The 24,346-nt window shown below is 71.8% G+C and carries 22 protein-coding genes and 1 pseudogene; 16 read left to right on the top strand and 7 right to left on the bottom strand.

What is annotated here, in order from left to right; genetic code table 11:
- Together G6W55_RS33305 and G6W55_RS33300 are read left to right on the top strand one after the other, a co-directional pair.
- Window positions 1-187: alpha-isopropylmalate synthase regulatory domain-containing protein (locus G6W55_RS33305; RefSeq protein WP_303049960.1), on the top strand; the 187-nt coding region annotated here is incomplete at its 5' end.
- A gap of 216 nt (window positions 188-403) precedes the next feature.
- On the top strand, window positions 404-1,102 hold the full coding sequence (locus G6W55_RS33300) for a TerB family tellurite resistance protein (protein WP_175524421.1): 699 nt from the start codon (window positions 404-406) through the stop codon (window positions 1,100-1,102).
- A 26-nt stretch (window positions 1,103-1,128) separates the two neighbouring features.
- Here G6W55_RS33300 and G6W55_RS33295 read toward each other — a convergent pair whose 3' ends face one another.
- Entirely contained in the window at window positions 1,129-2,037 is a 909-nt protein-coding gene (locus tag G6W55_RS33295; protein WP_175524420.1) for a hypothetical protein, read from the bottom strand.
- On the bottom strand, window positions 2,034-2,564 hold the full coding sequence (locus G6W55_RS33290) for a SigE family RNA polymerase sigma factor (protein ID WP_037874395.1): 531 nt from the start codon (window positions 2,562-2,564) through the stop codon (window positions 2,034-2,036). The genes G6W55_RS33295 and G6W55_RS33290 overlap by 4 nt, the downstream gene beginning before the upstream one ends.
- 80 nt (window positions 2,565-2,644) lie before the next feature.
- Here G6W55_RS33290 and G6W55_RS33285 point away from each other — a divergent pair, with 80 nt between their 5' ends.
- Window positions 2,645-3,109: a protein phosphatase gene (locus G6W55_RS33285; RefSeq protein WP_175524419.1), complete on the top strand. Its 465-nt coding sequence runs from the start codon at window positions 2,645-2,647 to the stop codon at window positions 3,107-3,109.
- On the opposite strand, the gene G6W55_RS33280 is transcribed toward G6W55_RS33285, so the two are convergent.
- A complete protein-coding gene (locus tag G6W55_RS33280) occupies window positions 3,090-3,635 on the bottom strand; it encodes an N-acetyltransferase (protein ID WP_244368786.1) in 546 nt (181 codons plus the stop codon). The genes G6W55_RS33285 and G6W55_RS33280 overlap by 20 nt on opposite strands.
- Before the next feature lie 117 nt (window positions 3,636-3,752).
- Between G6W55_RS33280 and G6W55_RS33275 the strand changes: the two genes are divergently transcribed.
- From G6W55_RS33275 to G6W55_RS33215, 12 genes are all read left to right on the top strand, one after another.
- A complete protein-coding gene (locus G6W55_RS33275; RefSeq protein ID WP_175524418.1) occupies window positions 3,753-4,526 on the top strand; it encodes an SCO2525 family SAM-dependent methyltransferase in 774 nt (257 codons plus the stop codon).
- A 49-nt stretch (window positions 4,527-4,575) separates the two neighbouring features.
- The gene (locus tag G6W55_RS33270) at window positions 4,576-6,432 is read left to right on the top strand and encodes an SCO2524 family protein (RefSeq protein WP_175524417.1); all 1,857 of its coding nucleotides are present in this window, start codon (window positions 4,576-4,578) and stop codon (window positions 6,430-6,432) included.
- Between the two features lie 3 nt (window positions 6,433-6,435).
- Window positions 6,436-7,356: an SCO2523 family variant P-loop protein gene (locus G6W55_RS33265; RefSeq protein WP_030779176.1), complete on the top strand. Its 921-nt coding sequence runs from the start codon at window positions 6,436-6,438 to the stop codon at window positions 7,354-7,356.
- Complete coding sequence (locus tag G6W55_RS33260; protein WP_175524416.1) at window positions 7,353-8,354, top strand: SCO2522 family protein; 1,002 nt, start codon at window positions 7,353-7,355, stop codon at window positions 8,352-8,354. The genes G6W55_RS33265 and G6W55_RS33260 overlap by 4 nt, the downstream gene beginning before the upstream one ends.
- Window position 8,355: 1 nt before the next feature.
- Window positions 8,356-9,324: an SCO2521 family protein gene (locus tag G6W55_RS33255; RefSeq protein WP_175524415.1), complete on the top strand. Its 969-nt coding sequence runs from the start codon at window positions 8,356-8,358 to the stop codon at window positions 9,322-9,324.
- 116 nt (window positions 9,325-9,440) lie between these two features.
- The gene (locus tag G6W55_RS33250; RefSeq protein ID WP_309243865.1) at window positions 9,441-10,361 is read left to right on the top strand and encodes a hypothetical protein; all 921 of its coding nucleotides are present in this window, start codon (window positions 9,441-9,443) and stop codon (window positions 10,359-10,361) included.
- A 285-nt stretch (window positions 10,362-10,646) separates the two neighbouring features.
- Window positions 10,647-11,393, top strand: a complete 747-nt coding sequence (recO, locus tag G6W55_RS33240) for a DNA repair protein RecO (protein WP_175524413.1) — start codon at window positions 10,647-10,649, stop codon at window positions 11,391-11,393.
- Between the two features lie 43 nt (window positions 11,394-11,436).
- Window positions 11,437-12,288 (top strand): isoprenyl transferase, encoded by an 852-nt coding sequence (locus tag G6W55_RS33235; protein WP_078633432.1) that lies wholly within the window; start codon window positions 11,437-11,439, stop codon window positions 12,286-12,288.
- Between the two features lie 164 nt (window positions 12,289-12,452).
- Window positions 12,453-13,628 (top strand): hypothetical protein, encoded by a 1,176-nt coding sequence (locus tag G6W55_RS33230; RefSeq protein WP_175524412.1) that lies wholly within the window; start codon window positions 12,453-12,455, stop codon window positions 13,626-13,628.
- Window positions 13,616-16,009 (top strand): caspase family protein, encoded by a 2,394-nt coding sequence (locus tag G6W55_RS33225; protein WP_175524411.1) that lies wholly within the window; start codon window positions 13,616-13,618, stop codon window positions 16,007-16,009. The genes G6W55_RS33230 and G6W55_RS33225 overlap by 13 nt, the downstream gene beginning before the upstream one ends.
- A complete protein-coding gene (locus G6W55_RS33220; RefSeq protein WP_175524410.1) occupies window positions 16,009-17,001 on the top strand; it encodes a MoxR family ATPase in 993 nt (330 codons plus the stop codon). Before G6W55_RS33225 ends, G6W55_RS33220 begins: the two co-directional genes overlap by 1 nt.
- A 3-nt stretch (window positions 17,002-17,004) precedes the next feature.
- Window positions 17,005-20,514 (top strand): SAV_2336 N-terminal domain-related protein, encoded by a 3,510-nt coding sequence (locus G6W55_RS33215; RefSeq protein ID WP_175524409.1) that lies wholly within the window; start codon window positions 17,005-17,007, stop codon window positions 20,512-20,514.
- Here G6W55_RS33215 and G6W55_RS33210 read toward each other — a convergent pair.
- Genes G6W55_RS33210 through G6W55_RS33195 form a run of 4 tightly spaced genes read right to left on the bottom strand, consistent with a single transcriptional unit; the run spans window position 20,511 to window position 23,672 of the window.
- Window positions 20,511-20,927 carry a Fur family transcriptional regulator gene (locus tag G6W55_RS33210; protein ID WP_078633427.1) on the bottom strand — a complete coding sequence of 139 codons (417 nt, stop codon included), beginning with the start codon at window positions 20,925-20,927 and terminating at the stop codon, window positions 20,511-20,513. The genes G6W55_RS33215 and G6W55_RS33210 overlap by 4 nt on opposite strands.
- 59 nt (window positions 20,928-20,986) lie before the next feature.
- Window positions 20,987-21,889 (bottom strand): metal ABC transporter permease, encoded by a 903-nt coding sequence (locus G6W55_RS33205; protein ID WP_175524408.1) that lies wholly within the window; start codon window positions 21,887-21,889, stop codon window positions 20,987-20,989.
- Entirely contained in the window at window positions 21,889-22,665 is a 777-nt protein-coding gene (locus tag G6W55_RS33200) for a metal ABC transporter ATP-binding protein (RefSeq protein WP_175524407.1), read from the bottom strand. The genes G6W55_RS33205 and G6W55_RS33200 overlap by 1 nt, the downstream gene beginning before the upstream one ends.
- 17 nt (window positions 22,666-22,682) lie before the next feature.
- Entirely contained in the window at window positions 22,683-23,672 is a 990-nt protein-coding gene (locus G6W55_RS33195; protein ID WP_175524406.1) for a zinc ABC transporter substrate-binding protein, read from the bottom strand.
- Window positions 23,673-23,832: 160 nt separating this feature from the next.
- Between G6W55_RS33195 and G6W55_RS33190 the strand changes: the two are divergent.
- Window positions 23,833-24,346: pseudogene (locus G6W55_RS33190) on the top strand (glycine--tRNA ligase); the annotation flags it as partial.

The following is a 24,346-nucleotide window of genomic DNA, read 5'->3' as shown; positions in this document are numbered from 1 at the left end:
CGGCATCGACGTACGCCTGCTGGACTACCAGGAGCACACCATGAGCGAGGGCGCCTCCGCGCAGGCCGCCTCGTACATCGAGTGCGCCATCGACGGCAAGGTCCTGTGGGGCATCGGCATCGACGCGAACACCACACGCGCCTCGCTGAAGGCGGTCGTCTCCGCCGTCAACCGCGCCACGCGCTGATCACTCCTCCCGGGAGTTCAGGAGCCCCGATCGCCGGGTACGGCGGCCGGGGCTCCGTCGTTTCTCGGCCACCCGTACGTGGAGGTCACGGAAAGGTCTCGTCCCAGGTGCTGACTACTCCTCCCGGATGTGGCTAACATCACGCAGACACGGCGATGTTGCCGTGGGGGCCTCGCTCACGCCCGCAAGGCGGTGGGGGAGTTACGGAGGTGCGACGTGCTGCCAGGACGGGGACGAGACGGCCGGGGCACCAGACATGCCCGCATCGTGGGCACCCGCACCGCGTGGACGCCGGTCGGGGACGGCGAGTTCTTCTGCCCCGGCTGCGGCGGCGACCGCAACTACCAGCGGCTGACCGGCCGGCGCCGCTTCACCTTCCTCGGCGTGCCCGTCCTGCCGCGCGGCGAGACCGGGCCCGTCGTCGAATGCGCCGCCTGTCAGCAGCAGTACGGCACCGACGCGCTCGACCATCCGACCACCACCCGCTTCTCCGCGATGCTCCGCGACGCCGTGCACACCGTCGCCCTCGCGGTGCTCTCCGCCGACGACAGTTGCGCCCGGCAGGCCCTGGAGACGGCCGCGGGAGCGGTCCGCGCGGCCGGTCTCACCGACTGCACCCAGGAGCAGCTCGCCGCCCTCGTCGCGGCCCTCGCCGCCGACACCGGCCACAGCTACGGCGACCCCTGCGGGCCGGGGCTCGCCATAGAGCTGCACGAGGCCCTCGACCCGCTCGCCCCGCACCTCGCGACCGTCGGCCGGGAGTCGATCCTGCTCCAGGGCGCCCGTATCGCCCTCGCCGACGGGCCCTACACGCCCGCCGAGCGGGAGGTGCTGGCGACGGTGGGCGCCGCGCTGACCCTGCGGGCGGACGACGTGACGCGCCTGCTGGCGGCGGCGGCCGGTACGCCGTCCTGAACGCCCGTGGGGGGTAACTCCCTTGTCTAGAGCTGCCGTTGGTAGGTCGGGTCGGTGTCGGAGTCGTAGACCAGCGTGCCTGCCTCGTCGTAGCCCCTGACGCGCGGGGCCAGCGTGACCTGCCGGTCCAGGGTGCCGGTGGCGACGAACCAGCCGTGGTCCAGGGCGGCGGGAACGGCGGGGCCACTCCCGTAGGAGACGGTCACCTCGGCGACGGACGGTTCGACCGTGCCGATCGCGCCCCAGCGGAACGGGAGTTTCCAGGCGCCGTCGTCCAGCACCGACTGCCGGTACAGCTTGCCGCCGTTGATGTCGGGCACGACCGCGCCCACGTCCGGGCCGTTGGCGTCGGACGAGCTGACGTTGATGCCGGACGCGACGCCGTCCTCCAGGGTGCAGATCACCCGGGAGTCCGTCTGCCGCTCCCGCACGCCGACGACGTAGAGGCCGTCGCCCGGGGAGTTGGAGTCGCCGGTCTTCGGCATCGCCAGGACGATCCGGTAGTCCTCGGGCGCGCCGAGCAGATCGCGATGACCGCCCAGTGTCGTGCGCTCGGCCTTCAGGCACTTCGCCAGACCGTCCGCCGCCTGCTCGAAGGTGATGCCGTCCACCAACTGCCCCGGCGTCGCCGGGCGGCCGGGACCGGCGGGCGCGGGGTCCGCGGCCGGGGTCCGCGGGGCGCTGACCGTCGGCTTCGGGGCCGCGGTGTCCGCGCCGCGGTCCTTGTCCGTCCCCGCCAGCGCGTACGCCCCCGCGGGCACCGCGGCCAGCGTCACCAGCGCCGCGCCGACCGCCGCGACCCGGCGGCGCCGCTCGGCCAGCCCGCGCCGCCGGATCGCCGGGTACGGCGCCGGCGCCGGCCGGACCGTCTCGGCGTCCTCGGTCAGCAGCTCCCGCAGCCGCTCCTCGAAACGCTCGTCTTCCTGCCCGCTCATCTGCCGCCTCCTTCCCGGCCGGAGACCGTGCGGCTGGGCGCCAGTCCCGGATACGTACGCAACTTGGCCAGCCCCTTCGACGCCTGGCTCTTGACCGTGCCGGTGGAGCAGCCGAGCACCTCGGCCACCTCCGCCTCCGACAGGTCCTCCCAGTACCGCAGGACCACCACCGCCCGCTGCCGCGCGGGCAGCAGGGCGAGCCCCGCCATCAGCGAACCGCGCTCCGACAGCCGCCCGGCGGGATCGTCCTGCCCCACCCGCTCGGGCGGCGCGGCGGTCAGCGCCTCGGCGACCCGCCGCTTGCGGAACCGGTCGCTGTTGCATGTGACGAGCATCCGGCGGACGTACGCCTCCGGATTGTCGCTGCGCGCGATCCGCCGCCACGACCGGTACGCCTTCGCGAGCGCGGTCTGCGTCAGATCCTCCGCGTGATGGACGTCGCCGGTGAGCAGATAGGCGGTCCGGACCAACCGTGACCACCGCGCCCTGACGAACTCCTGGAACCGCTCCTCCAGTTCGACCTGCATGAACCCCCTCCTCGCCCTCCAGACCACGGGTTGGGAGGGATTGGTTGCCTGGGATGGGTGGGGCGAGGTCGAATGGCCGGATGGAGAGCTACGACGGTCAGGGCGGCGCGGGCTGGGATCCCGCGGCGGGCGGGGTGTTGCGGTTGCCGTCCGGGCGGTTGGTGCGGGGGAGGGGGGTGCGGCGGGGGATGGCGGCGGACGGGCCCCCGCCGGAGTACGGGGTGTATCTGCTGGGGGCGGCGCCGCCCGAGGTGGCGTGGGAGGCCCGGTGGGTGCGGTGGCCGGACTTCTGGCTGCCGGTGGACCGGGACGACGCCCGGGCCGCCCTGGAGGAGGCTTGGCGCAGGGCCGCCGGTGAGCGGGTGGAGGTCGCCTGCGGCGGCGGTCGTGGCCGGACCGGGACCGCGCTGGCGTGTCTGGCGGTGCTCGACGGCGTCCCGGCCGCCGAGGCGGTCGCGTTCGTGCGCCGGCACTACGACCGGCACGCCGTGGAGACTCCCTGGCAGCGGCGTTACGTACGGCGGTTCACAGGGCCAGTGACATGAGCAGGCGGTGTTCGCCCGGGCCGAAGTAGTCCAGGCGGGGGCCCTGGGGTTCCGGGACGAAACCGAGGGCGCGGTAGAGGGCGACCGCCGAGTCGTTGCCGGGTTCCACGGAGAGCCACACCGAGTGGGTGCCCTTCGTCCGGAGCAGGGCCAGGATGCGGGTCATCAGCTCGCGGCCCAGGCCCTGTCGGCGCAGCTCGGGGGTGATGCCGAGGCTGAGGATCCAGCTCTGCGCGTCGTAGGGCGGCGTGGCCAGCACATAGCCGCGCAGATCCTTCGCACTGTCCTCCACGACCAGCAGGAACTCCGGGAACGCGGTGAGCAGTTGGCGCAGCACGAAGAACGGGTAGGGGTCGGCGGGGAAGGCCGCCGCGTCGAGCCGGACGACATGGGAGAGATCGTCCTCGGTGACCGCCCTGATCCTCAGTGGCCCGCCCCCTGACCCCTGGCCGGCCATCGGGCCGGACACCTGGCTCACGATCGAACCGGCGCCCGACAGAAAACGATCTCCCGGAAGAGGAGTCATCCCGTCCCCTTGTGAGTGTCGACGGATTTCGGCTTTGTGTTATTTGCTGCTCGATCGCCCAATCATTACCCTGCGCGGAAGCGCCTTCAAGACCCCCACGGGCTGCTACGCTTAACCATGACCTCCGGACCGCCAACCGCCGCCGATCGGACGCTGAATGCAGACGTACGGTGGGACGACTTTGATCCCCACCAGTACATCGGCCACAACTACCTCGTCATGCAGGCTGTCGACGAGGAGATCATCACTCTCGTACGCGATCATTTCAGTGATCATTTCGAGGGAGGTGATCGCGTTCCGCGCGGTATTGACGTAGGTGCCGGCCCGAATCTCTATCCGGCCTTCACGATGCTCCCCTGGTGCGAGAGCATCACCCTTCTGGAGCGTTCGGCGCAGAACCGCGGCTACCTCCTCGGACAGCGCGACTGGTACGACGCCCACTGGGACCCGTTCTGGAAGGTCCTGTGCGGCCGCAAGGGCTACGCGGACGTGGACAACCCCCGCGAGCGCTTCAAGAGGGTCGTCCAGGACCCGATCGCGGGCAGCGTGTTCGAGCTGGGCGCCGCAGAGCCCGGCTGGGACGTCGGCACGATGTTCTTCGTCGCCGAATCCATCACCACCTCCCTCGAAGAATTCCAGAACGCCGTGCGCAGCTTTATGCACGCCCTCAGGCCCGGCGCTCCTTTCGCCACCGCATTCATGGAACATTCCCAGGGATATCGCGTCGGCGATATCGAGTTCCCGGCCCGTGACATCGACAAGGAAGACGTCCGGACCGCACTCGGTGATCTCGTCGAACCCGGCGTGGACATTCAGCGCCTGAATACGAGCGATCTCGTTCGTGACGGATACACCGGAATGATCCTGGCGCGCGGCCGACGAAAAGAATGACGTCGTAACCGCTTTTCCATGGTGACGGGCCTGTGCGAGGGGAATGGGCATGCAGATCAAGCCGAGACAGAATCTGCTGGAGGTGTGGCAGGCCGTCGCCCGCCATTCCTTCGACGACGGTAAATGGGACTGGGGCGAATGGGGCGGCCGTAGCAGCGTCGCCGACGCCGAGCGACTGCTCTGCCTGCTCTATCCCGCCACCGAGATCGAACCGTTCCGGCTGGACGACCCCGACACCACCCAGCTCGACGTGGAAAGGGCCCTGCGGCACGCCGGCGACTCCAGCGAGATCCCCGCGAACCTGGTGGAGATCCTCGCCGACTTCATGGGGAAGCACCGCAGCCCGCAGAGCCCCACCTTCTCCGGCGGCTACTACTTCGCCGCCGAGGACCCCGAAGTCGAACTCACCCCGGAACAGCGCGACTTGGGAGTGGTCGACTCCTACTCCATGTCGATCACCCTGTGTCTGGCCACCCTCGGCTTCCTCAAGGTCTACCGCGGCAAGACCCAGCGGGCCTCCACCCTCGCCCGGATCGACAAGCTCCGCGAGGAGACCAGCGCCCGGCTGACCGCCGCCATGGTGAGCCTGCTGCGCTCCTTCACCGTCAACGTCGTCGACATCGGCTCCGACCAGGGCCAGGCGCTCGCCCGGCTGCTCGGCCGCGGCCGGCTCTCCGACCGCCAGGTCCTCCAGCGCTTCCAGGACCGCTTCAAATCGCTGCGCGCCCTCATCACCGAGAGCGTCACCCTCGGTCTCGACACCGACGTCACCGACCAACTCCGCAACGAGAACCGCCTGTTCGAGTGCGGCTGGGCCTGGAGCCTGGTGAAGGGCGCCCCCGAGGTCGAACTGGAGCCCGAGACCGCCGAACAGGTCGGCAAACAGCCCCAGGGCGCCGCCCGCGCCGTGCCCTACCTGTACTTCACCGTGGTCGCCCTCGACGGCATCCCCGACCTGTCCTCCGAGCGCACCCTCGTCCTCGGTCTGCTCAACGCCGAACAGCAGAAGCTCGCCGACGCCCTCCGGCTGCGCTGGGAGATCACCCAGCAGTACTGGTCCGCCATCGCCCGCTTCGACGGCGCCACCTGGCCGCTGGAGGAGATCCCCTGGCGCACCACCCTCCAGCAGTTGGAGTCGGAGTACTTCTCCCTCTCCGTGGCCTCCATCCTCGTCCACGACCTGGTCCGCCGCCGCGCCACCGACGACGACCTCACCCGCACCGTCGCCGTCATGGAACGCCTCGCCGAACGCGGCCGCATCACCAGCGGCACCACCCGCGACGACCCGGCGGTCGAACTGCACAACCCCGGTGTCACCCTCCCGCTGCTCGGCAGTGAGGAACTCGGCCCGGCCATGAAGTGGACCATGGGTGATTTCTCCGCCCAGTTGCTCAAGCGGACCATCCAACTCTGCTCACTGTCGCGGAACATCGCCTCCCAGGACCGGCTGCTGCGGCTCGCCGAGGACATCCTCGACCACCTCTGGCAGCGCCGGGTCTCCGACGGCGACGGCGTCGGCCTCTGGGACAACGTGCACGCCGTCTACCCCGAATCACCGGTCCGCCAGGGCCCGTTGTCCTGGAGCATCACCGAGCGCGTCACCGAGTGCATGGTCGCCGCGCACGCCCTCTACGCCCAGGACCCGATCCGCAGCGCCGACATCTCCGCACTGGCCCAGGCGGCCCTCAGCGAGGCCGCCCACCTCTTCGGAAAAGAGCAGATGGAACAGCCGGCCCCCACGCCCAAGAGCCCCCAGGGAGAAGAGTTCAAGGGCATCGAGGCCGATCTGCGCCGCGCCCGGCGGCTCGTCGACAAACAGCCCGGCACCGCCCACGCGCTGGCCCTCGGCGTCCTGATCCGGCTCGACACCCTGGCCCGCGCCCGGGGCGTCGGGCGGGGGGTGTGACCGGTGCTCGTCTTCGCCGCCTCCGACAAGGGAGGCACCGGCCGCTCGGTCACGAGCGCCAACCTCGCCTATCACCGCGCCCTGGACGGGGACGACGTCTGCTACCTGGACTTCGACTTCGGCTCGCCCACCGCGGCCGCCGTCTTCGACCTGCCCGACGTCCTCTCCGAGGCCGAGGGCCGCGGACTCCACTCCTACCTCAAGGGCAAGACCGGTGAACCGCTGCGGGTCGACGTGTGGGCCCGCACCGAACACCCCGTGCTGCGCAGCCGGCCCGGCGGCTCCGGCCGGCTGGTGCTGCTGCCCGGCGACCGCACCGGCGGCGAATTCGTCACCGACGAGGAGAACCTCCACCGCTGCGTCGATCTCGTCCTGCGGCTGAAGCGTGAATTCGACGTCATCATCATCGACCTGAGCGCCGGCCGCAGTTACGCCATGGATCTCGCGCTGGCCGCCACCTCACCGCGCGGCGGCCTCGGCCGGCTGAAGAACCGCTGGCTCGTCTACCACCGCTGGACCCGCCAGCACGTCATGGCCGCGGCCGAACTCGTGTACGGAAAGCAGGGAATCGTCCAGGCCGGTATCGCGATGGGACATCTGCCCGACGCGCTCAACGGTTCCATCCGCTTCGTACGGGCCGCCGTACCCGATCTCGAATCACCGCTGTGGTCACAGGTCTCGCCCGCCCAGTACGCGTGGATGCGGCAGTGCGACAAAGACCTCGAAGAACTCGCCGCGGGCCGCGGCATCGGCAAGACCCGGGTGCTGTCGTCCATTCCGCTGGAACCCGTCCTCCAGTGGCAGGAACGCCTCATCACCGACGACGACGTGCACGACCGGCGAATCGCCAACAACGAGACCTGGCAGGCCATGGGAGACCTCGCACAACGGCTCACCGACGACAAGTTCTGGGGGCAGTTGTGAGCGGAACGGAAACGGTCTTCCGGGAGACCAGCGCCGAACCCCGCACGGAATCCGTGCCGTTCTCCCATCTCTCCCTGGAATTAGGCCACTTGTACATGGAGGACTTTGCCGAAGGGCCCTCCAGGCTGCGCCGGCACTTCGCCTCCGTACGCCCCTGGGTGGAGGCCGCCCGCGCCGGGACCGGCCCGCTGCCCGCCGGCCGGCGGCCCCGGATCAGCACCTGCTTCCTGATCGACGACTACTTCTCCCGGCTCTCCACCCCCGCCGAACTCATACCGCCACTGCTTGCCGCGGCCGCCGAAGCCGGGCTCACCATCGACTACCTGGCCCGCGAGTCCGGCTGCGCGAACCCCTCACCCGTCACCGGCACTCCGGCCCCCCGCGACCGCACCCCGCTCGCCGAGGCCGTGCTGCACCGGCTCGTCGAACTGCCGCCGCCCGGCAGCAACGGCTTCCGCCCGCCCGTCGGCCGCACCGGCTGGCTCACCAACGGCCGCCGCGCCCCCACCCAGCGCACCTCCGCCGCCCTCGACGCCAGCGGCGCCGTCTGGCAGCCGCCCGCCGAGACCGGCGCCCGCGGCCACTCCGTCTTCATGGACGTCGAACTGTGGAACGGCCCCGAGGACGAACGCCTCTGGTCCTGCGCCTTCCTCGCCTCCGTGTGGCAGCTCGTCCGCCTCGGACTGCTCCGCGACAACGGCCGCGCCGTCATGACCCCCGTCGACTGGTCCGGCAAGGACTTCCCCGCCGACTGGGACGCCCTGCCGCCCGTGCTCAAACTCAACGCCACGGCCGCGCCCTTCACCGCCTACGTCACGTGCAGCGTCCTGCCCGCCCGGTTCCTGCCCGTCGAGCACGCCGTACGCGTCATCCTCGACCAGGTCCACGTCGAGGCCGAGGCACTGGCGATGGTCGCCGAACGGGCCGCGGGCGAGGGCGTCAGCGTGCCCGCGGGCGTCGTCGACCGCACCTCCTACGTGTTCCCGCCGGGGCTGTGACATGACGGCCGGCCTGGGCACCCCGGAGGGACCCGCCCTCGTCTGCGGCGAGGTGCGCACCTGTCTGCTGCCCACCCGCGACGCCGTGGACGAGCCGACCGCCGTCCAGCTCCTGCGGCTGCGCGCCGACGAACGCGTACGGGTCTCCCGGCACCCCAACCGGCACGCCGTCTCCCCGGACGTCCTCACCGGCGTCGACTGCCGGCTGCCCACCGCCACCGGCGCCCGGATCCGCGCCGTCGGCACCGTCACCGCCCGCGCCGTCCTGGTCGAGGGACGGGTCCTCCAGTCCACGGCGTACTTCTCCGCCCCCGCCGACGGCCCCGACCGGCGCCGCCCCTGGGGCTACTACCTGGTCCGCCCCGGCACCCTCGTCCCCGTCGGCCGGCTCGCCGAGAAATCCGTCACCGAGGGCTTCCTCACCGGACACCAGCCCGGCGAACTCGACATCGGCTCCATCGCCGAGAGCCTCCTCGCCCGGATCTCCCGCACCCACCGCCTCCTCGACTACGACACCCCGCTCAACACCGCCGACACCGCGCTGCGCTGGACCGCGGCACCCGCCGCCGACGGCGAACCGGCGTCCCTGCGGTTCACCAAGGCCGACGACGGCCTGCGGATCGTCGAACTGCTGCTGCCGCGCGGCACCGGACCCGCGGTCGCCGCCGGGCTCTGCGAGGACCTCGCCCTGCACGACTGGCTGCTGACCACCGTCAACGACAAACTCGACGGCCTGCGGATCGGCACCGACGACGGCACCGCCGCACTGAAGGTGCTGCGCCCGCTCGTCGACCATCTGCTCCATCTGTGGATGCCGCAGGCCCGCGTCGACCGCGCCCTGCGCACCACCTGGGAGGAACTGGAGAAGGACGCCGGCTACACCCGGCAGTGGAACACCCTGGCCCAGCGCATCCGCGACCAGCTCGCGCTGCGCAACCTCACCCGGCGCGACGCGCTCGCCGCGCCCTGACCGCACCGGCACGGCACGGCACACGGCACACCGTTTCACGCACGATCCCAACGGGGGGAGAAAGCGAGATGAACGCACCGACGAGTCCGATCAGTCCCTACACAGGTGCCCGGCACGTGACCCAGAAACTGCTGGTCACCGTGGTGGTCGGCGGCGCCGTCTATCTGCTCACCAATGTCGTCGGCGCCGACGAGGAAGGACCCTGGCAGCTCGTGCTGTCGGTCCTGTGCGGCGGCATCGTCCTGATCGTGCAGTTCCTGGTCTCCTTCGTGAACCAGATGCACGCCGTCAAGGACTCGGTGGACAAGCGCTTCGCCGACATCGGCAAGGCCACCAAGCTCTTCAACGAGGTGGAGAAACTCCGCGACGACGGCGTGCCCCGGCTCGCCGAGAACGCCACCAAGGTCGTCTCCGGGGGCCCGGAGATCCTCCACGAGTTCGCCCACGAGGAGATCAACCGGCTCGCCGGGGTGATGGAGGACCTCACCAGCCTGAGCGCCGAGTCCTCCGGCGAGAACCACGACTGGCTGATGACGCTCACCAAATGCACCCGGCACAGCATCGACGCCATCAGCACCACCGTCGTCGACGACGGCTTCTGGTCCACCGAACCGGCCGGCCGCTATCTCACCGCCCAGCGCGAGGCCATCCTCGACCCGGCCCGGCGCATCCGGGTACGGCGGCTGTTCATCGTCAAACGGCCCGAGGAGTTCGCCGCGCTCGTACCCATCTGCACCGAGCAGCGGGACATGGGCATCGACGTCCGCGTCGTCGCCCTGGAGGAACTCCCGCCGTACTTCCGGCGCGGCAAGATGATCGACTTCATCGTGTTCGACGGCGCGCTGTCGTACGAGATCCACGCCGACCAGCTCAGCGTGAACTCCTCGACGACGATCAACGCCCGCGCGAACGAGGTGGACCCCCTCATCCGCCGCTTCAACCTGCTCTGGGAGGCCGCCGACCCGGCCCACTCCCCGAACGGCGTCCCGGGCCAGGTCCGAGCCCGCACCAACGGCACGACCCCGGACCCCGACTGATCACCGCCCCGCCACCGGCGGCAGCGGCGCCGCCCACAGCAGGATCCCCTCGCACCACCGGGGGATCCTGACGGGCGGCCCCGCACCGCTCCGCCGTAGGCGAGAATGAACCCATGAGCCAGCCCCGTACGCCCGTCCACGCCCCCGGAGGCGTCCGGTGAGCCTGTTCCGGGACGACGGCATCGTGCTGCGGACCCAGAAGCTCGGGGAAGCCGACCGCATCATGCTGCTTCATTGCGGGGGACGACCCCCGCGCCCCCAGCCGGAAGACCGCGGGGGTGCCCGGTGAGTCTCTTTCGGGACGACGGCATCGTGCTGCGGACCCAGAAGCTGGGAGAAGCCGACAGGATCATCACCCTGCTGACGCGCGGGCACGGGCGGGTGCGGGCCGTGGCTCGGGGGGTGCGGCGGACCAAGTCGAAGTTCGGGGCGCGGCTCGAACCGTTCTCCCATGTCGACGTGCAGTTCTTCTCCCGGGGCAGCGAGCTGGTCGGACGCGGGCTGCCGCTGTGCACCCAGAGCGAGACCATCGCGCCGTACGGCGGCGGCATCGTCACCGACTACGCGCGCTACACCGCCGGCACCGCCATGCTGGAGACCGCCGAGCGGTTCACCGACCACGAGGGCGAGCCCGCCGTCCAGCAGTACCTGCTGCTGGTGGGCGCCCTGCGGACGCTGGCCCGGGGCGAGCACGCCCCCCACCTCGTCCTCGACGCGTTCCTGCTGCGCTCCCTCGCCGTCAACGGCTACGCGCCCAGTTTCGACGCCTGCGCGAAGTGCGGCATGCCGGGACCGAACCGGTTCTTCTCCGTCGCCTCCGGGGGCAGCGTCTGCGCCGACTGCCGGGTGGCCGGCAGCGTCGTACCCTCACCGCAGACCCTCCTCCTGCTGGGCGCGCTGCTCACGGGAGACTGGGAGACCGCGGACGCGTGCGAGCCGCGGCACGTGCGGGAGGGCAGCGGACTGGTCTCCGCCTACCTGCACTGGCATCTGGAGCGCGGCCTGCGCTCCCTGCGGTACGTAGAGAAATAGCAGCAGCACACACACGGCAAGCGACAGAGGAGACGAGAGGCACATGGTCGTACGCGGGTTCCTGGGGCGGCAGCGTCGGGAGTACAAGGCGCCGGAGCCGCACCCTTCCGGCGCCCGCGCGCCGAAGCTCCCCGGTGAGCTGGTGCCCGAGCACGTGGCGATCGTCATGGACGGCAACGGCCGCTGGGCGAAGGAGCGCGGGCTGCCCCGCACCGAGGGCCACAAGGTCGGCGCCGAGCGGGTCCTGGACGTGCTCCAGGGCTCGATCGAGATCGGTGTGCGCAACATCTCCCTGTACGCGTTCTCCACCGAGAACTGGAAGCGCTCGCCCGACGAGGTGCGCTTCCTGATGAACTTCAACCGCGACTTCATCCGCAAGACCCGCGACCAGCTCGACGAGCTGGGCATCCGGGTGCGCTGGGTGGGCCGGATGCCGAAGCTGTGGAAGTCGGTCGCCAAGGAGCTCCAGGTCGCCCAGGAGCAGACCAAGGGCAACGACCGCCTCACCCTGTACTTCTGCATGAACTACGGCGGCCGCGCCGAGATCGCCGACGCCGCGCAGGCCCTCGCCGAGGACGTGAAGGCGGGCCGCCTCGACCCGTCGAAGGTCAACGAGAAGACCCTCGCGAAGTACCTGTACTACCCGGACATGCCGGACGTCGACCTGTTCCTGCGCCCGAGCGGCGAGCAGCGCACCTCCAACTACCTGCTCTGGCAGAGCGCGTACGCCGAGATGGTCTTCCAGGACGTGCTGTGGCCGGACTTCGACCGCCGTGACCTGTGGCGGGCCTGCGTCGAGTTCGCCTCCCGGGACCGCCGCTTCGGCGGGGCGATCCCGAACGAGGAACTCCTCGCCATGGAGGGCTCGGCCCCCGACCCGTCCGCCGGCTCGTAGCCACCCGGCGCGGGGACGGACGGCGCGGGGACGGACGGACCGTTTCGGCGGATTTCCTCCCGGCGCCGGACGCCCGCACTAGCATCGGGCCGGGGCCGCGCGAGGACGCCCGGCCCCCTGCGTCGTCGGGGTGGGGGAACGTGCAGCGCTCAGAGGTTCGCTCGGTGGTTCGCTCGGTGGTCTTCGTGCACGGCACCGGTGTCCGGGAGGAGTCCTACGGCACCACACTGGACACCGTGAGGTCCCGCCTCGCGGGCTTACGGCCCGGGATCGAGACCCGGGGCTGTTTCTGGGGACGCGAGGCCGGGGCGGACCTGGCCCTCGGCGGGGTCAGCATCCCCGGCTACACCGAGTCCGGCGGCGGCCGCGACGACGACGAGGCCGTGGCCGTCTGGGGCGTCCTCTACCGCGACCCCGGCTACGAACTGCGCCTGCTGGGCCTGCGCCCGGCCGCCCCCTCGGGAGACGGACGGGGCCAGAGCCCGTCCCGGAAGCTCCTCGAACAGCTCACCGCGTACACCCCGCCCCCGCAGGTCAGGGCGGCCTTCGCGGAACACGGGCTGGACGACGCCCTGGACCGCGCCGTACGCGCCGTCGCCGGATCACCGGAGTTACGGGACGCCGCGGCCACCGCCGACGAGGGCGGCCACGAGCACCGGCACGCCTTCGCCCGGGCCGTCGTCGCCGCCACCCTCACCGACGCGGCGGACCACGGCGCCGACGCCCTCGACGGCCTTCAGCGGGACGCCCTGCTCACCCTGCTCGCCTCCGACCTGCACAGCCAGGGCCGCACCCTGGCGGGAGCCGTCGCCAAGGCCGCCGCCACCCCCGCCCTGCGCGCCCTGACCTGGCACGCCAGGCGCCGCCGCGGCGCCCACAACGACGACTTCGTCCTGCCCGCCGTCGGCGACATCCTGCGCTACCAGGCCCGGGGCCACGAACTGCGCCGGCTGATCCGCCGCACCGTCGAACACGCCCCCGGGGACCGCGTCACCCTGATCGCCCACAGCCTCGGCGGGGTCGCCTGCGTCGACCTGCTGATCGAGGAGGGGATCGAGCGGGTCGACCAGTTGATCACCGTGGGCTCGCAGGCGCCCTTCTTCTACGAAGCCGGGGCGCTGGTCTCCCTCCGGCACCCCGACCGCCCGCCCGCGCACTTCCCGCGCCGCTGGCTCAACCTCTACGACCCGCGCGACCTGCTCTCCTTCCGCGCGGCGCAGGTCTTCCCCGAGGTCGCCACCGACCACGAGGTCGACAACCGCCAGCCGTTCCCCTTCTCGCACAGCGCCTACTGGTCCAACCGCAAGGTGTGGGACGCCGTCGGCACATGGCTGGGCTGAACACCGTCGACGACCCGGCACGCGTCCACGCCGTGGTCGTCGGCATCGAGCGCTACCCCCGGCACTCCGGCTGGGACCTGCCCGGCGCGGTGGACGACGCCCTGCGCTTCCACAAGTGGCTGCGCAAGGGCGGGGTGCCCGAGAAGAACATCCAGCTCCTGCTGGCCCCCGAGGAGGACAGCCGACGCCGGCTGGAACCGCTGACCGGGTCCGGCGACCTCGTCTGGCGGCCCGTGTGGACCCGCGACGAGGTCATGGACGCCTTCACCGACGGCCTCGAAGGCCGCACCGGCGACCTCCTCTACGTCTTCTGGGGCAGCCACGGCGTCCTGGGCCACGACGAGCGGCGGCTGCTGCTGTGCCCCGACGCCTCCCCGAAGGACAAGCGCTGCATCGACACGGCCAACCTCATGGAGTACCTCCAGCGCGACGATCTGGACGGCTTCGGGCAGCAGGTGCTGCTCTTCGACGCCTGCGCCACCTTCCTGGAGCACCTCCACCAGCCGACGGGACCCGCCGTCGCCGCGTTCCCCACGGTCCGGCGGCGCACGGTCGGACAGTTCGCCCTGTGCGCGGCCGCCCCCGGCCAGGTCGCCGAGAACGACCCCGCCCTGCGCAGCGGTGTCTTCTCGCACGCCGTCCTGGACTGGCTGGAGACCAACGCCGCCGATCTGCGCCCGGACCTGGCCGCGCTCCTCACCGACGTCCGCACCCGGATGCCCGGCATCCAGTCACCGGTCAGCATCGACGTCCGCACTCTGGACGGCTCCCGGGAACGCCTCACGGCACCCGGCCCCGCCCCGCTGCCCGCGTCGACCGGCCGCAGCCGGCTCGCGCTCGCCCTGCACGAGGCGTTCGGCGACGGCGACCTGCGCGCCCGCTGCGTCGAGCACATCACGGCGCACTGCCCGAGCGCGGGCCTCGGCGCCGCCCCCTCCGACGACCGGATCGCCCACGCCCTGCTCACCGTCGAGCGGGCCATGGCCGCCGCCGTGGAGGTGGTCCACCCCCGGGACCGCCGGGCCGCCGGCCTGCTGCTGGCCCTGGGCCGCGCCCACGGCGCGCCCGGACTGCTCTCCCCGCTCGAACTCGCCTCGCTGCGCGAGATATTCGGCCGGACCCCCGTGCTGCCCCCGATGGCCCGGCTGATCGCCGCCGTCCGCGCCGCCCAGCCCTTCGCGCGCGCCTGGCTGCCGCCCTCGGCGGAAGGCGAACCGGGCCCCACCCTCGATCAACTCATGGCCTGCGCCGAGCACTTCGAGGCCCACACCGGCGGACAGAGCGTGGCCCGCCCGGGACGCCAACTGGTGCCCGCGGTCGTCCGGTTCACCGAACTGATCGCCGCGCTGCTGCCCGACGCCCGCCGCGCACTGCACGAGTGGGGCGACCGGGTGGCCGACCGGCTCGGCGTCGACGAGGGCGGCCTGGCCGAACGGCGCGCCGAGGCACTGGCCTGGCCCGGCTCGCTCGGCACCGGCTGCGGACACCCCCGGGTGCTGGCCCAGCTCGACGTGGCGCCACCGGAACGCACCGCCGCCCAGGGCGACCGGGACAGCGGCGAACGCTTCACCTGCGTGATGTGGGTCGACACGGGCTCGGACGGTCTCCGCCAGGCCGCCGAACAGAGCGGGGGCCCGCTCTCGGCCCGGGACGTGGTGCGCCGCATCAAACGCACGGTGACGCTGCTGCGCGCGGCCACCGAGGAACCCCCGGTCGTGGAGATCCTGTTGCAGCCCGACGCCGTCCACCTCCCGGTGGACTTCTGGAACGGCGCCGACGACGAGGACGAACTGCCCCTCCTCCTGGGGGTGGAGTGGGCGACCGTCCTGCGCTGCGCGCCCCTGGCCTCCGAGGAGGTCGAGGAGCGGCGCCGGTCGGAACTGCGGCGCCGCTGGGCGGCCCGGCACAATGACACCGTGGTCTATCTGGACGACCGGCACACCGAGGGATACGCCGCGTACGGCGCCCTGAAGAGCAAGGCCGACGCCGCCCGTGCCGTCGTACGGGCCGGACCCGGCGGCCGGGACCGGCTGGTGCAGACGGCGCTCAAGCTGGGCTACCCGGTCGTGCTGTGGGACCGGAAGTCGCCGGGCCCGGTGCCGGACACCCACTTCGACCCCGTACGCCCGGCGGCGGCGGTCGACGGGCTCCCCGCCCGCGTGCAGTCCTACCGCGCCCGCGCCTGCGAGAACCCCGCCGCCCACGCGATGTGCCCCGCCGTGCTGTTCGAGGCCGCCGACCGCCCCCTGCCCGAGGTCCTGCCCCTGACCGGCCCGACGGAGCCCACGGCACCCAAGGCATCCGCGGCACCCACAGCACCCACGGCACCCGTTGCATCCTCCCCTTCCGCTCCCCCCGACTCCGCAGAGGCGAGTTCCTGATGACGCGACAGCACGAGACGGAAGCCCCCGCAGCGACCGGCTCCACCGCCGAGGACGAGGAGTGGCGGCTCTTCCGCGGGGACGGCCGGCAACGGGACGTCACCCTGCCGCCCGCCCCGCCCTGGCGGCGCTTCGCCGACCCCTCGGACGACACGCGCGGCGCCTCGCCGTACGTGATCGGGCGCGAGGAGACGGACGTCGTCAACGCGGCCGTCCATCTGCGCAGGCCGCTGCTCGTCACCGGCCATCCCGGCACCGGAAAGTCCTCGCTGGCGACCGCCGTCGCCCATGAACTGAACCTGGGCCCCGTCCTGCACTGGCCCGTCAACAGCCGGTCGACGCTCCAGGAGGCGCTGTACCGCTACGACGCCATCGGCAGACTCCAGGAGAGCAACCTCGACCGCGAGCCGGGCGAGACCCGCCCCGGCATCGGCTCCTTCCTCCGGCTGGGGCCCGTGGGCACGGCGTTCGCGGCCACGGAGCGCCCCCGGGTCCTGCTCGTCGACGAGCTGGACAAGGGCGACCTCGACCTCCCGAACGACCTCCTCACGATCTTCGAGGAGGGCACCTTCGAGATCCCCGAACTGTCCAGGCTGCCCGAGGACCAGGCGCACCTCGACGTCCTCACCGCCGACCCCCACGGCACGGCGCCGGTCACCCGGGGGATGGTCCGCTGCACCGAGTTCCCCGTCGTCGTCATCACCAGCAACGGCGAACGGGACTTCCCGCCGGCGTTCCGGCGCCGCTGTCTGCCCCTGCACCTCGGCGACCCGGACGAGACCCGGCTGCGCGAGATCATCACGGGCCATCTCGGAGCGGAGGCCCTCGCCGAGGCGGGTGACCTGGTGCAGGCGTTCCTGGCCCAGCGGGCCCTCGGGGAACTCGCCACCGACCAGCTCCTCAACGCGGTGTTCCTGCGCACCGGAGGGGCCCGGCTGGACGCCGAAGGGCTGCTGAAGACCGTCCTGCACCGGCTCAACGCGGACGGCTGAGGCATGTTCGAGGAGCTGTGCAGGATCCTCGGGGACGCCGGGCGGCCCCTGGAACCCGAGGACCTCCTCGACGTGCTCTGGCTCGCCGACCGGATCCCGTCCGGCCCGAAGGCCCCGCTGGCCGGCCACGCGCCCCGCGCCGCGGACCCGCCCGCCCCCGCCACCGGCCCCACCCCTCCCGACGCCCGGGCGGACACCGGCCCCGACGTCCGCACCGAGCCGGCGGCGGAGGCGACGGAACCCGCCGGGCGGCGGACGTCGTCGCACCTCCCCGTGGTCTCCGGCCCCTTCGCGACCGAGGCGCCCGAGGAGGCCCTGTGGACGCCCGGCGCCCGGGCCCTCGGCCCGACCCTGCCCCTCGGCCGGGCCCTGCGCCCCCTCAAACGGCGGGTGCCGAGCCGACGCCACAGCGAACTCGACGAGGTCGCCACCGCCGACCTCCAGGCCGACACCCGCACCCCGCAGGTCGTCCTGCGCGGACGGCCCGAACGGTGGCTGCGGCTGGCCCTCGTCATCGACGACGGCGTGTCCATGCTCCTCTGGGAACGCCAGTGCGCGGAGCTGAAGGCCCTCCTGGAACGCAGCGGCGCCTTCCGCCAGGTGGACACCTACCAGATCCGGTACGGCGATGACGGCGACGCGGGCACCGGGACCGGCGGCGTCCGGCTGGGACGGCCGTGGAGCCTCAGCCCGGAGACCCGCCCCGCCGACTCCGTCGCGGACGTCTCCGGACGGACCATGGTGCTGGTCGTGACCGACGGCGCGGCCGCCGCCTGGCGCGAGGGACGGCTGCGCCCGGTGCTCGAACGCTGGGCCCGCTGCGGACCCACCGCGGTCGTCCACACCCTGCCCCGCCGCCTGTGGGCGGGCTCCGGGGTACGGGCCGACACCTGGCAGGTCACCTCACCCCGGCCGGGTGCGCCCAACAGCGCCTGGACGGTACGGGACCCCGTGCTCCCGCCGAGCGTCGCCCCGCCCCCGCCGGTCCCGGTGCCCGTCCTGGACCTCACCCCCGCCGACTTCGCGGCCTGGGCCGCCGTCACCACCGTCGTCGGGCGTCCCGTGCCGGTGCGCCTGTGGACACCACAGCCGGCACGGCCGCCCGTCGAGGAGCCGGGCCGGATCTCCGTCCGGGACTTCGGCCGCGCCGCGTCACCGGAGGCGGTACGCCTGGCCGCGCATCTGGCGGCGATGGCCCCGGTCACCGTGCCGGTGATGCAGCTCGTCCACGCCTGCCTCGACCCGCGCCAGGGCGCCGCCCCGCTGGCCGAGGTCGTCCTCGGGGGACTGGTGCAGCCGCTGCCGTCGACCGGGGACGCGCGGTTCACCGGCCGGCACCGCCTCTTCGACTTCACGGCCGAGGCGAAGGACCTCCTCCTCGACGCCGTCCCCACCGCCGAACTCCTCGCGTGCAGCCGCCTGGTGGGCGAGCGCATCGAGTCCCTCCTCGGCCGCTCCTCGGACTTCACGGCGTGGCCGCTGAGCGGAGAGGGAGCGGCGACGCCGTTCGCCTATCTGGGACCGGCGTTGCAGGCGCGGTTGGGGGTGGCGGGGGATGCCGTCACCGAGACGGTGGAGGTGCTGCGTTTGTCGGGCGACGGGCTCGCGGAGTCGCTGCGGCTGATGTGCGACGCGCTGTCCTGGCATTCGCCCGGGTGGGCTGAGGAACTTGATCCACCGCACGTGCGGCTGGCCGAGTATCTGGACGGTACGGTCCTGCCGGACTGGGGCTTCGTGACGACGCTGGTGGATCTGGTGGCGCGCTTCGAGACCGACCTCCCCGCCGATCTGTGGGACCGGCTGTGTGCCCAGTATGTCGAGGCGATGCTGCCCGGGTGTCCTTCGGAGGTCCGGCGTGCGTTCGACCGATCCCGTGTCGACCTGCCCCATGCGGACCTGCTGCTCCTGCACCTACTTCTGTACCTGTACCTGTACGCCCAACCGAGCAGGGACGGAATGCTGGAGGCGAAGATCGCCGAGGACCTGTCGGATTTCCTGGGCCCGCAGGGGATCCGCCTTGAACGGAGGAGTCCGCGCGGGCCGTGGGGCGCACGGCGCTGGGACTTCGACGGTGGCCATTGCATCGTGGAGGTCAAGCGAACCGGAGTGCCGTTCGACTGGACGAGCGTCATGCGGTGGGCGCGCCCGCTCGGAGCCGCGGCCGTGGCGTTCCTCGTCGCTGTGGACGAGAGCGAGCCGGGGGACGTACCAGTTCCCTTGGAGGACTGCGTCGTCACTGAGCGGACGGACGACGGACCTGTCGTCGGGCTGCGTTTTCAGAACGGTCCACCGTCCGTCCCGCACCCCGCGGGCGAGGTCGCCCGGGTGTGCATCGTCGTCGACATGGTGAGCCGACACGCGTCGCGGGACGCCCTGTGGGAGGTTCTCGACCACGCGCTGCGGGCAGCGGGGGTTTCCCGTGACGCGTGTGCCCGCCTGGATCAGGGGGACGGCGCGCTCATCCTGTTGCCCCAGGGAGTGGACGAGAACAGGGCCGTCCCCGGCTTCATCGACGGCCTCGCCCAAGCGCTGCGGGGACGCCCCTTGCGTTTGCGGGTCGCGATGGACCGGGGCCACGCCCAAGTGCGGCAGTTCGGCGTCATAGGCGAGGTCGTGGTCCGTGCCTCGCGCCTCACCGACTCGGCCCACCTGCGGGAGACGCGGTCCGCGTACGGGCTCCTCGTGTCGGATTCCCTCTATAACGAGGTCCCCGCGCTTCACGGCCGCTTCCGTCGTGTCCGGGTGGACTTCAAGGACTACCGGGCCTGGGCCTGGCTGGAGGACGACTTCCGCTCAGCGGACCTTCCCGACCCGTCCCGCTCGAACGCGGTCCTGGTCGGTGCCTCCGCCTACGCCGAACTGCCCGACCTGCCGGCGGTCGACAGGGGGCTCCGTGACCTGATGTACCTGCTGACGGACCCTGAGAGCGGGGCCTTCTCCTCGGAACGCACCACCGTGATGGCGAACCCGTCGAGCAGGGACGCGCTCCTGGTTGCCGTGCACCGCGCCGCGCAGGCGGCCGAGGACACACTGCTCGTGTACTTCGCCGGGCACAGCCTGTACGACTCGGTCTCGGGCGAGCTGAGTCTCGCCGTACGCGACACCCGGCCGAACTCGCCCTACACAGCCCTGCCGTTCGACGCCATCCGGCGCGAGCTGAACCACAGTGCGGCCCGGCACAAGATCGTCATTCTCGACTGCTGCTACAGCGGCGCGGCCGGGTCCGCTTCTCTTCCCGGGGTCTTCAACATCAGGCCGGACTCCGACGAGGTCACGGTGCTCGCAGCGTCCGACCGGACCGCGATCGCCGCGCCGGGGGACAGGTACACGGCGTTCACCGGTGCGCTCGTCGATGTGCTCGCCAACGGTCTGGACGAGGGGCCGGACACCATCGACGCGGAACTGCTGTACCAAGAAGCGCGCCGTCGCCTCGGGCCGCTCCCTCAGCCCATCCTCGCGAGCAATCGGCAGGTGGACCGAACCGTCGCCCTCGCTCGAAACCCCGCCCGCTAAGACGCCCCCGTCGCGCAATCCGCACACGTCCCGAAGATCTCCACCGTATGCGCCACGTTCACATACCCGTGCTCCGCCGCGATCGCCTCCGCCCATGTCTCGACCGCGGGCCCCTCGACCTCGACGGCCTTGCCGCAGGCGCGGCAGACCAGGTGATGGTGGTGGTCGCCGGTGGAGCAGCGGCGGTAGACGGACTCGCCGTCGGAGGTGCGCAGGACGTCGACCTCGCCGGCGTCGGCGAGGGACTGGAGGGTGCGGTAGACCGTGGTGAGCCCGACCGAGTCGCCCTTGTGCTTGAGCATGTCGTGCAGGTCCTGCGCGCTGCGGAACTCGTCGACCTCGTCCAGGGCCGCCGCCACGGCGGCGCGCTGCCGGGTGGCGCGGCCCTTCACGGGCGGTCCAGCGGTCGTCACCGTTGCCTCCTCACGTCTGCGGCTTGCCGGGCCATTGTGCCAGCCCGGGCAGTGCGCGGTCAGACGCCGACCTCGTCGGAGGTCCCGCGGGTGGCCGGAATCGCGCACTCCGCGGGGTCCCCGGCGGGCCGTTCCGCGGCCAGTGCGCGGGCGCGGCGGCGGGCGAGCGGGGCGGCCAGCACGCTCAGCGCGATGAACGCGGCGATGGTGAGGAGCACGATGGTCGCGCCGGGCGGCACGTCCTGGTAGTAGGAGGTCACCGTGCCGCCGATGGTCACGGTGACGCCGATCGCCACGGCGAGGGCGAAGGTCGCGGCGAAGCTGCGGCTGAGCTGCTGGGCGGCGGCGACGGGGACCACCATCAGGGCGGACACCAGCAGCAGGCCGACGACGCGCATGGCGACGGTGACGGTCACCGCGGCGGTGATCGCGGTCAGCAGGTTGAGGGCGCGCACCGGCAGGCCGGTGACGCGGGCGAACTCCTCGTCCTGGCTGACGGCGAAGAGCTGCCGGCGCAGGCCGACGGTGACCAGGACCACGAAGGCCGCGAGCAGGCAGATCGCCGTCACGTCGGACTCGGAGACCGTCGACAGGGAGCCGAAGAGGTACGAGGTGAGGTTGGCGTTGGAGCCGCCGGGGGCGAGGTTGATGAACATGACGCCGCCGGCCATACCGCCGTAGAAGAGCATGGCGAGGGCGATGTCGCCGCGGGTTCTGCCGTACCAGCGGATGAGTTCCATGGTGACCGCGCCGAGGACGGAGACGGCGGTGGCCATCCAGACCGGGGACGCGGAGAGCAGGAAGCCGAGGCCGACGCCGGTCATGGCGACATGGCCGATGCCGTCGCCCATCAGGGCCTGGCGGCGCTGGACGAGGTAGATGCCGACGGCGGGGGCGGTGATGCCGACCAGGACGGCGGCGAGCAGCGCCCGCTGCATGAAGGCGTAGTCGAGGATGTCCATCAGCTCAGCAGTCCCGTGCGGATCGGTTCGGCGCCCGCGGGTGCGTGCGGGTGCACGTGGTCGTGGCCGGGCAGGGCGTGCTGGCCGACGGCCGGGGTGGGCGGGCCGTCGTGCAGCACACAGCCGTCGCGCAGGACGACCGCCCGGTCGATGAGGGGCTCCAGGGGGCCCAGTTCGTGCAGGACGAGGAGGACCGTCGTCCCGGCGGCGACCTGCTCGCGCAGGGTGTGCGCCAGGACCTCCTGGCTGGCCAGGTCGACGCCGGCCATCGGCTCGTCCATGATCAGCAGCTCGGGTTCGGCGGCGAGGGCGCGGGCGATCAGGACCCGCTGGTGCTGGCCGCCGGAGAGGGCGTCGACGTTGTCCTTGGCGCGGTCGGCCATCCCGACCAGTTCCAGGGCGTGGGCGACGGCCTCCCGGTCGGCCTTGCGGAAGACGCCGAAGCGGGTGCGGGAGAGGCGGCCGGAGGCGACGACCTCGGTGACCGTCGCCGGGACCCCGCCGGCGGCGGTGGTGCGCTGCGGGACGTAGCCGACGCGCGCCCAGTCCCGGAACCGGCGGCGGTCGGTGCCGAAGAGTTCGATCTCGCCCGCGCCGATCGTCACCTGGCCGATGACGCTGCGGACGGCCGTCGACTTGCCCGAGCCGTTCGCGCCGAGCAGGGCGACGACCTCACCGCGGTGCACGGTGAGGTCGATGCCCCGAAGGACGGGACGGGCGCCCAGGTCGGCGCGGACACCGCGCAGGGCTATGACGGCCTCGGCTTTCGCGTCCATGACGCCCTCCGTGAAGATCATTTGGTTCCCAGGGCCGTCTTAAGCGCCTTGAGGTTCGCCCGCTGGACCGAGAAGTAGTCCTTGCCTCGGGAGGCGTCGGTGATGCCCTCGATCGGGTCGAGGACGTCCGTGGTGAGTCCGGCGTCGGAGGCGAGGGTCTTCGCGGTCTTGTCGCTGACGAGCGTCTCGTAGAACACGGTCGTGACGCCGTCGGCCTTCGCCATCTTCTCAAGTGCCTTGACGCGCGCGGCGCTGGGCTCCGACTCGGGGTCGAGGCCGTTGATGGCCTCCTCGGTCAGGCCGTAGCGCTCGGCGAGGTAGCCGAAGGCGGCGTGGGTGGTGATGAAGACCTTGGTCTTCGAGTTCTTGAGCCCGTCCTCGAACTCGGTGTCGAGGCCGTCGAGCTTCTTCACCAGGGCCGCGGTGTTCTTCGCGTAGTCGGCCGCGTGGTCGGGGTCGGCCTTCTGGAACGCCTTGCCGACGCCCTCGGCGACCTCGGCGTAGCGCACCGGGTCCAGCCAGATGTGGGGGTCGAGGCCGCCCGCTTCTTCGTGCTCGTGGTCGTCGTGGCCCTCGGCCTCGTCCGCGTGCTCGTCGTCGTGCTCGGCCGCGTGGCCGCCGACCTCGTCGCCGTGCTTCTCCAGGGTGGTGAGGGAGGCGGCGTCGATCTTGGTCTTGATCTCGGACTGGGCCACCGCGTCGTCCACGGAGGGCTGGAGGTTCTTGAGGTAGAGCACCGCGTCCGACTCCTGGAGCTGCGCGGTCTGCTTGGCGCTGATCTCCAGGTCGTGCGGCTCCTGGCCGGGCTCGGTCAGGCTGGTGACGTTCACATGGTCACCGCCGATCTGCTCGGCGAGGAAGGCCATCGGGTAGAACGACGCGACGACGTCGAACTTCTCGGTGTTGCCGGCCGCGTTCGCGCCCGAGCAGGCGCTGAGGGTGCCCAGGCCGAGGGCGGTGACCGCCGCCACGGCGATCCCGGATATGTGGTGTCGTCGTACGTTCATGACAGTCATTTTCAACAAATATGGAAACCGTTGTCAACAAGCTCTTCATGACCACTTCAAGGGGTGCCGAGTTGGTCGAGGGGGAGCACCCGCCGGTACCCTGGGGCATTCGCTGGAAGCATCTCGCTTCGTCGCCCGTCGTCGTTATGAAGAGAGCACCGTGGCCGCCGACAAGATCGACACCATCGTCAGCCTGAGCAAGCGCCGTGGCTTCGTATTCCCCTGTAGTGAGATCTACGGCGGCCAGAAGGCCGCCTGGGACTACGGACCGCTGGGTGTCGAGCTCAAGGAGAACCTGAAGCGCCAGTGGTGGCGCTACATGGTGACGTCGCGCGAGGACGTGGTCGGTCTCGACTCGTCCGTCATCCTGGCCCCCGAGGTCTGGGTCGCCTCCGGCCATGTCGCCACCTTCTCGGACCCGCTGACCGAGTGCACCTCCTGCCACAAGCGGTTCCGCGCGGACCACCTGGAGGAGGCGTACGAGGCCAAGCACCACCGCGCCCCGGAGAACGGCCTCGCGGACATCAACTGCCCCAACTGCGGCAACAAGGGCCAGTTCACCGAGCCCAAGCAGTTCTCGGGTCTGCTCTCCACTCACCTCGGCCCGACCCAGGACACCGGCTCCATCGCCTACCTGCGCCCCGAGACCGCCCAGGGCATCTTCACCAACTTCG

This window comes from Streptomyces sp. CAI-85, assembly GCF_013363615.1.
Lineage (GTDB): Bacteria > Actinomycetota > Actinomycetes > Streptomycetales > Streptomycetaceae > Streptomyces > Streptomyces antibioticus_B.
Note: the sequence above shows the minus strand (reverse complement) of the source record. Positions and strands in the feature narration are given on the sequence as shown.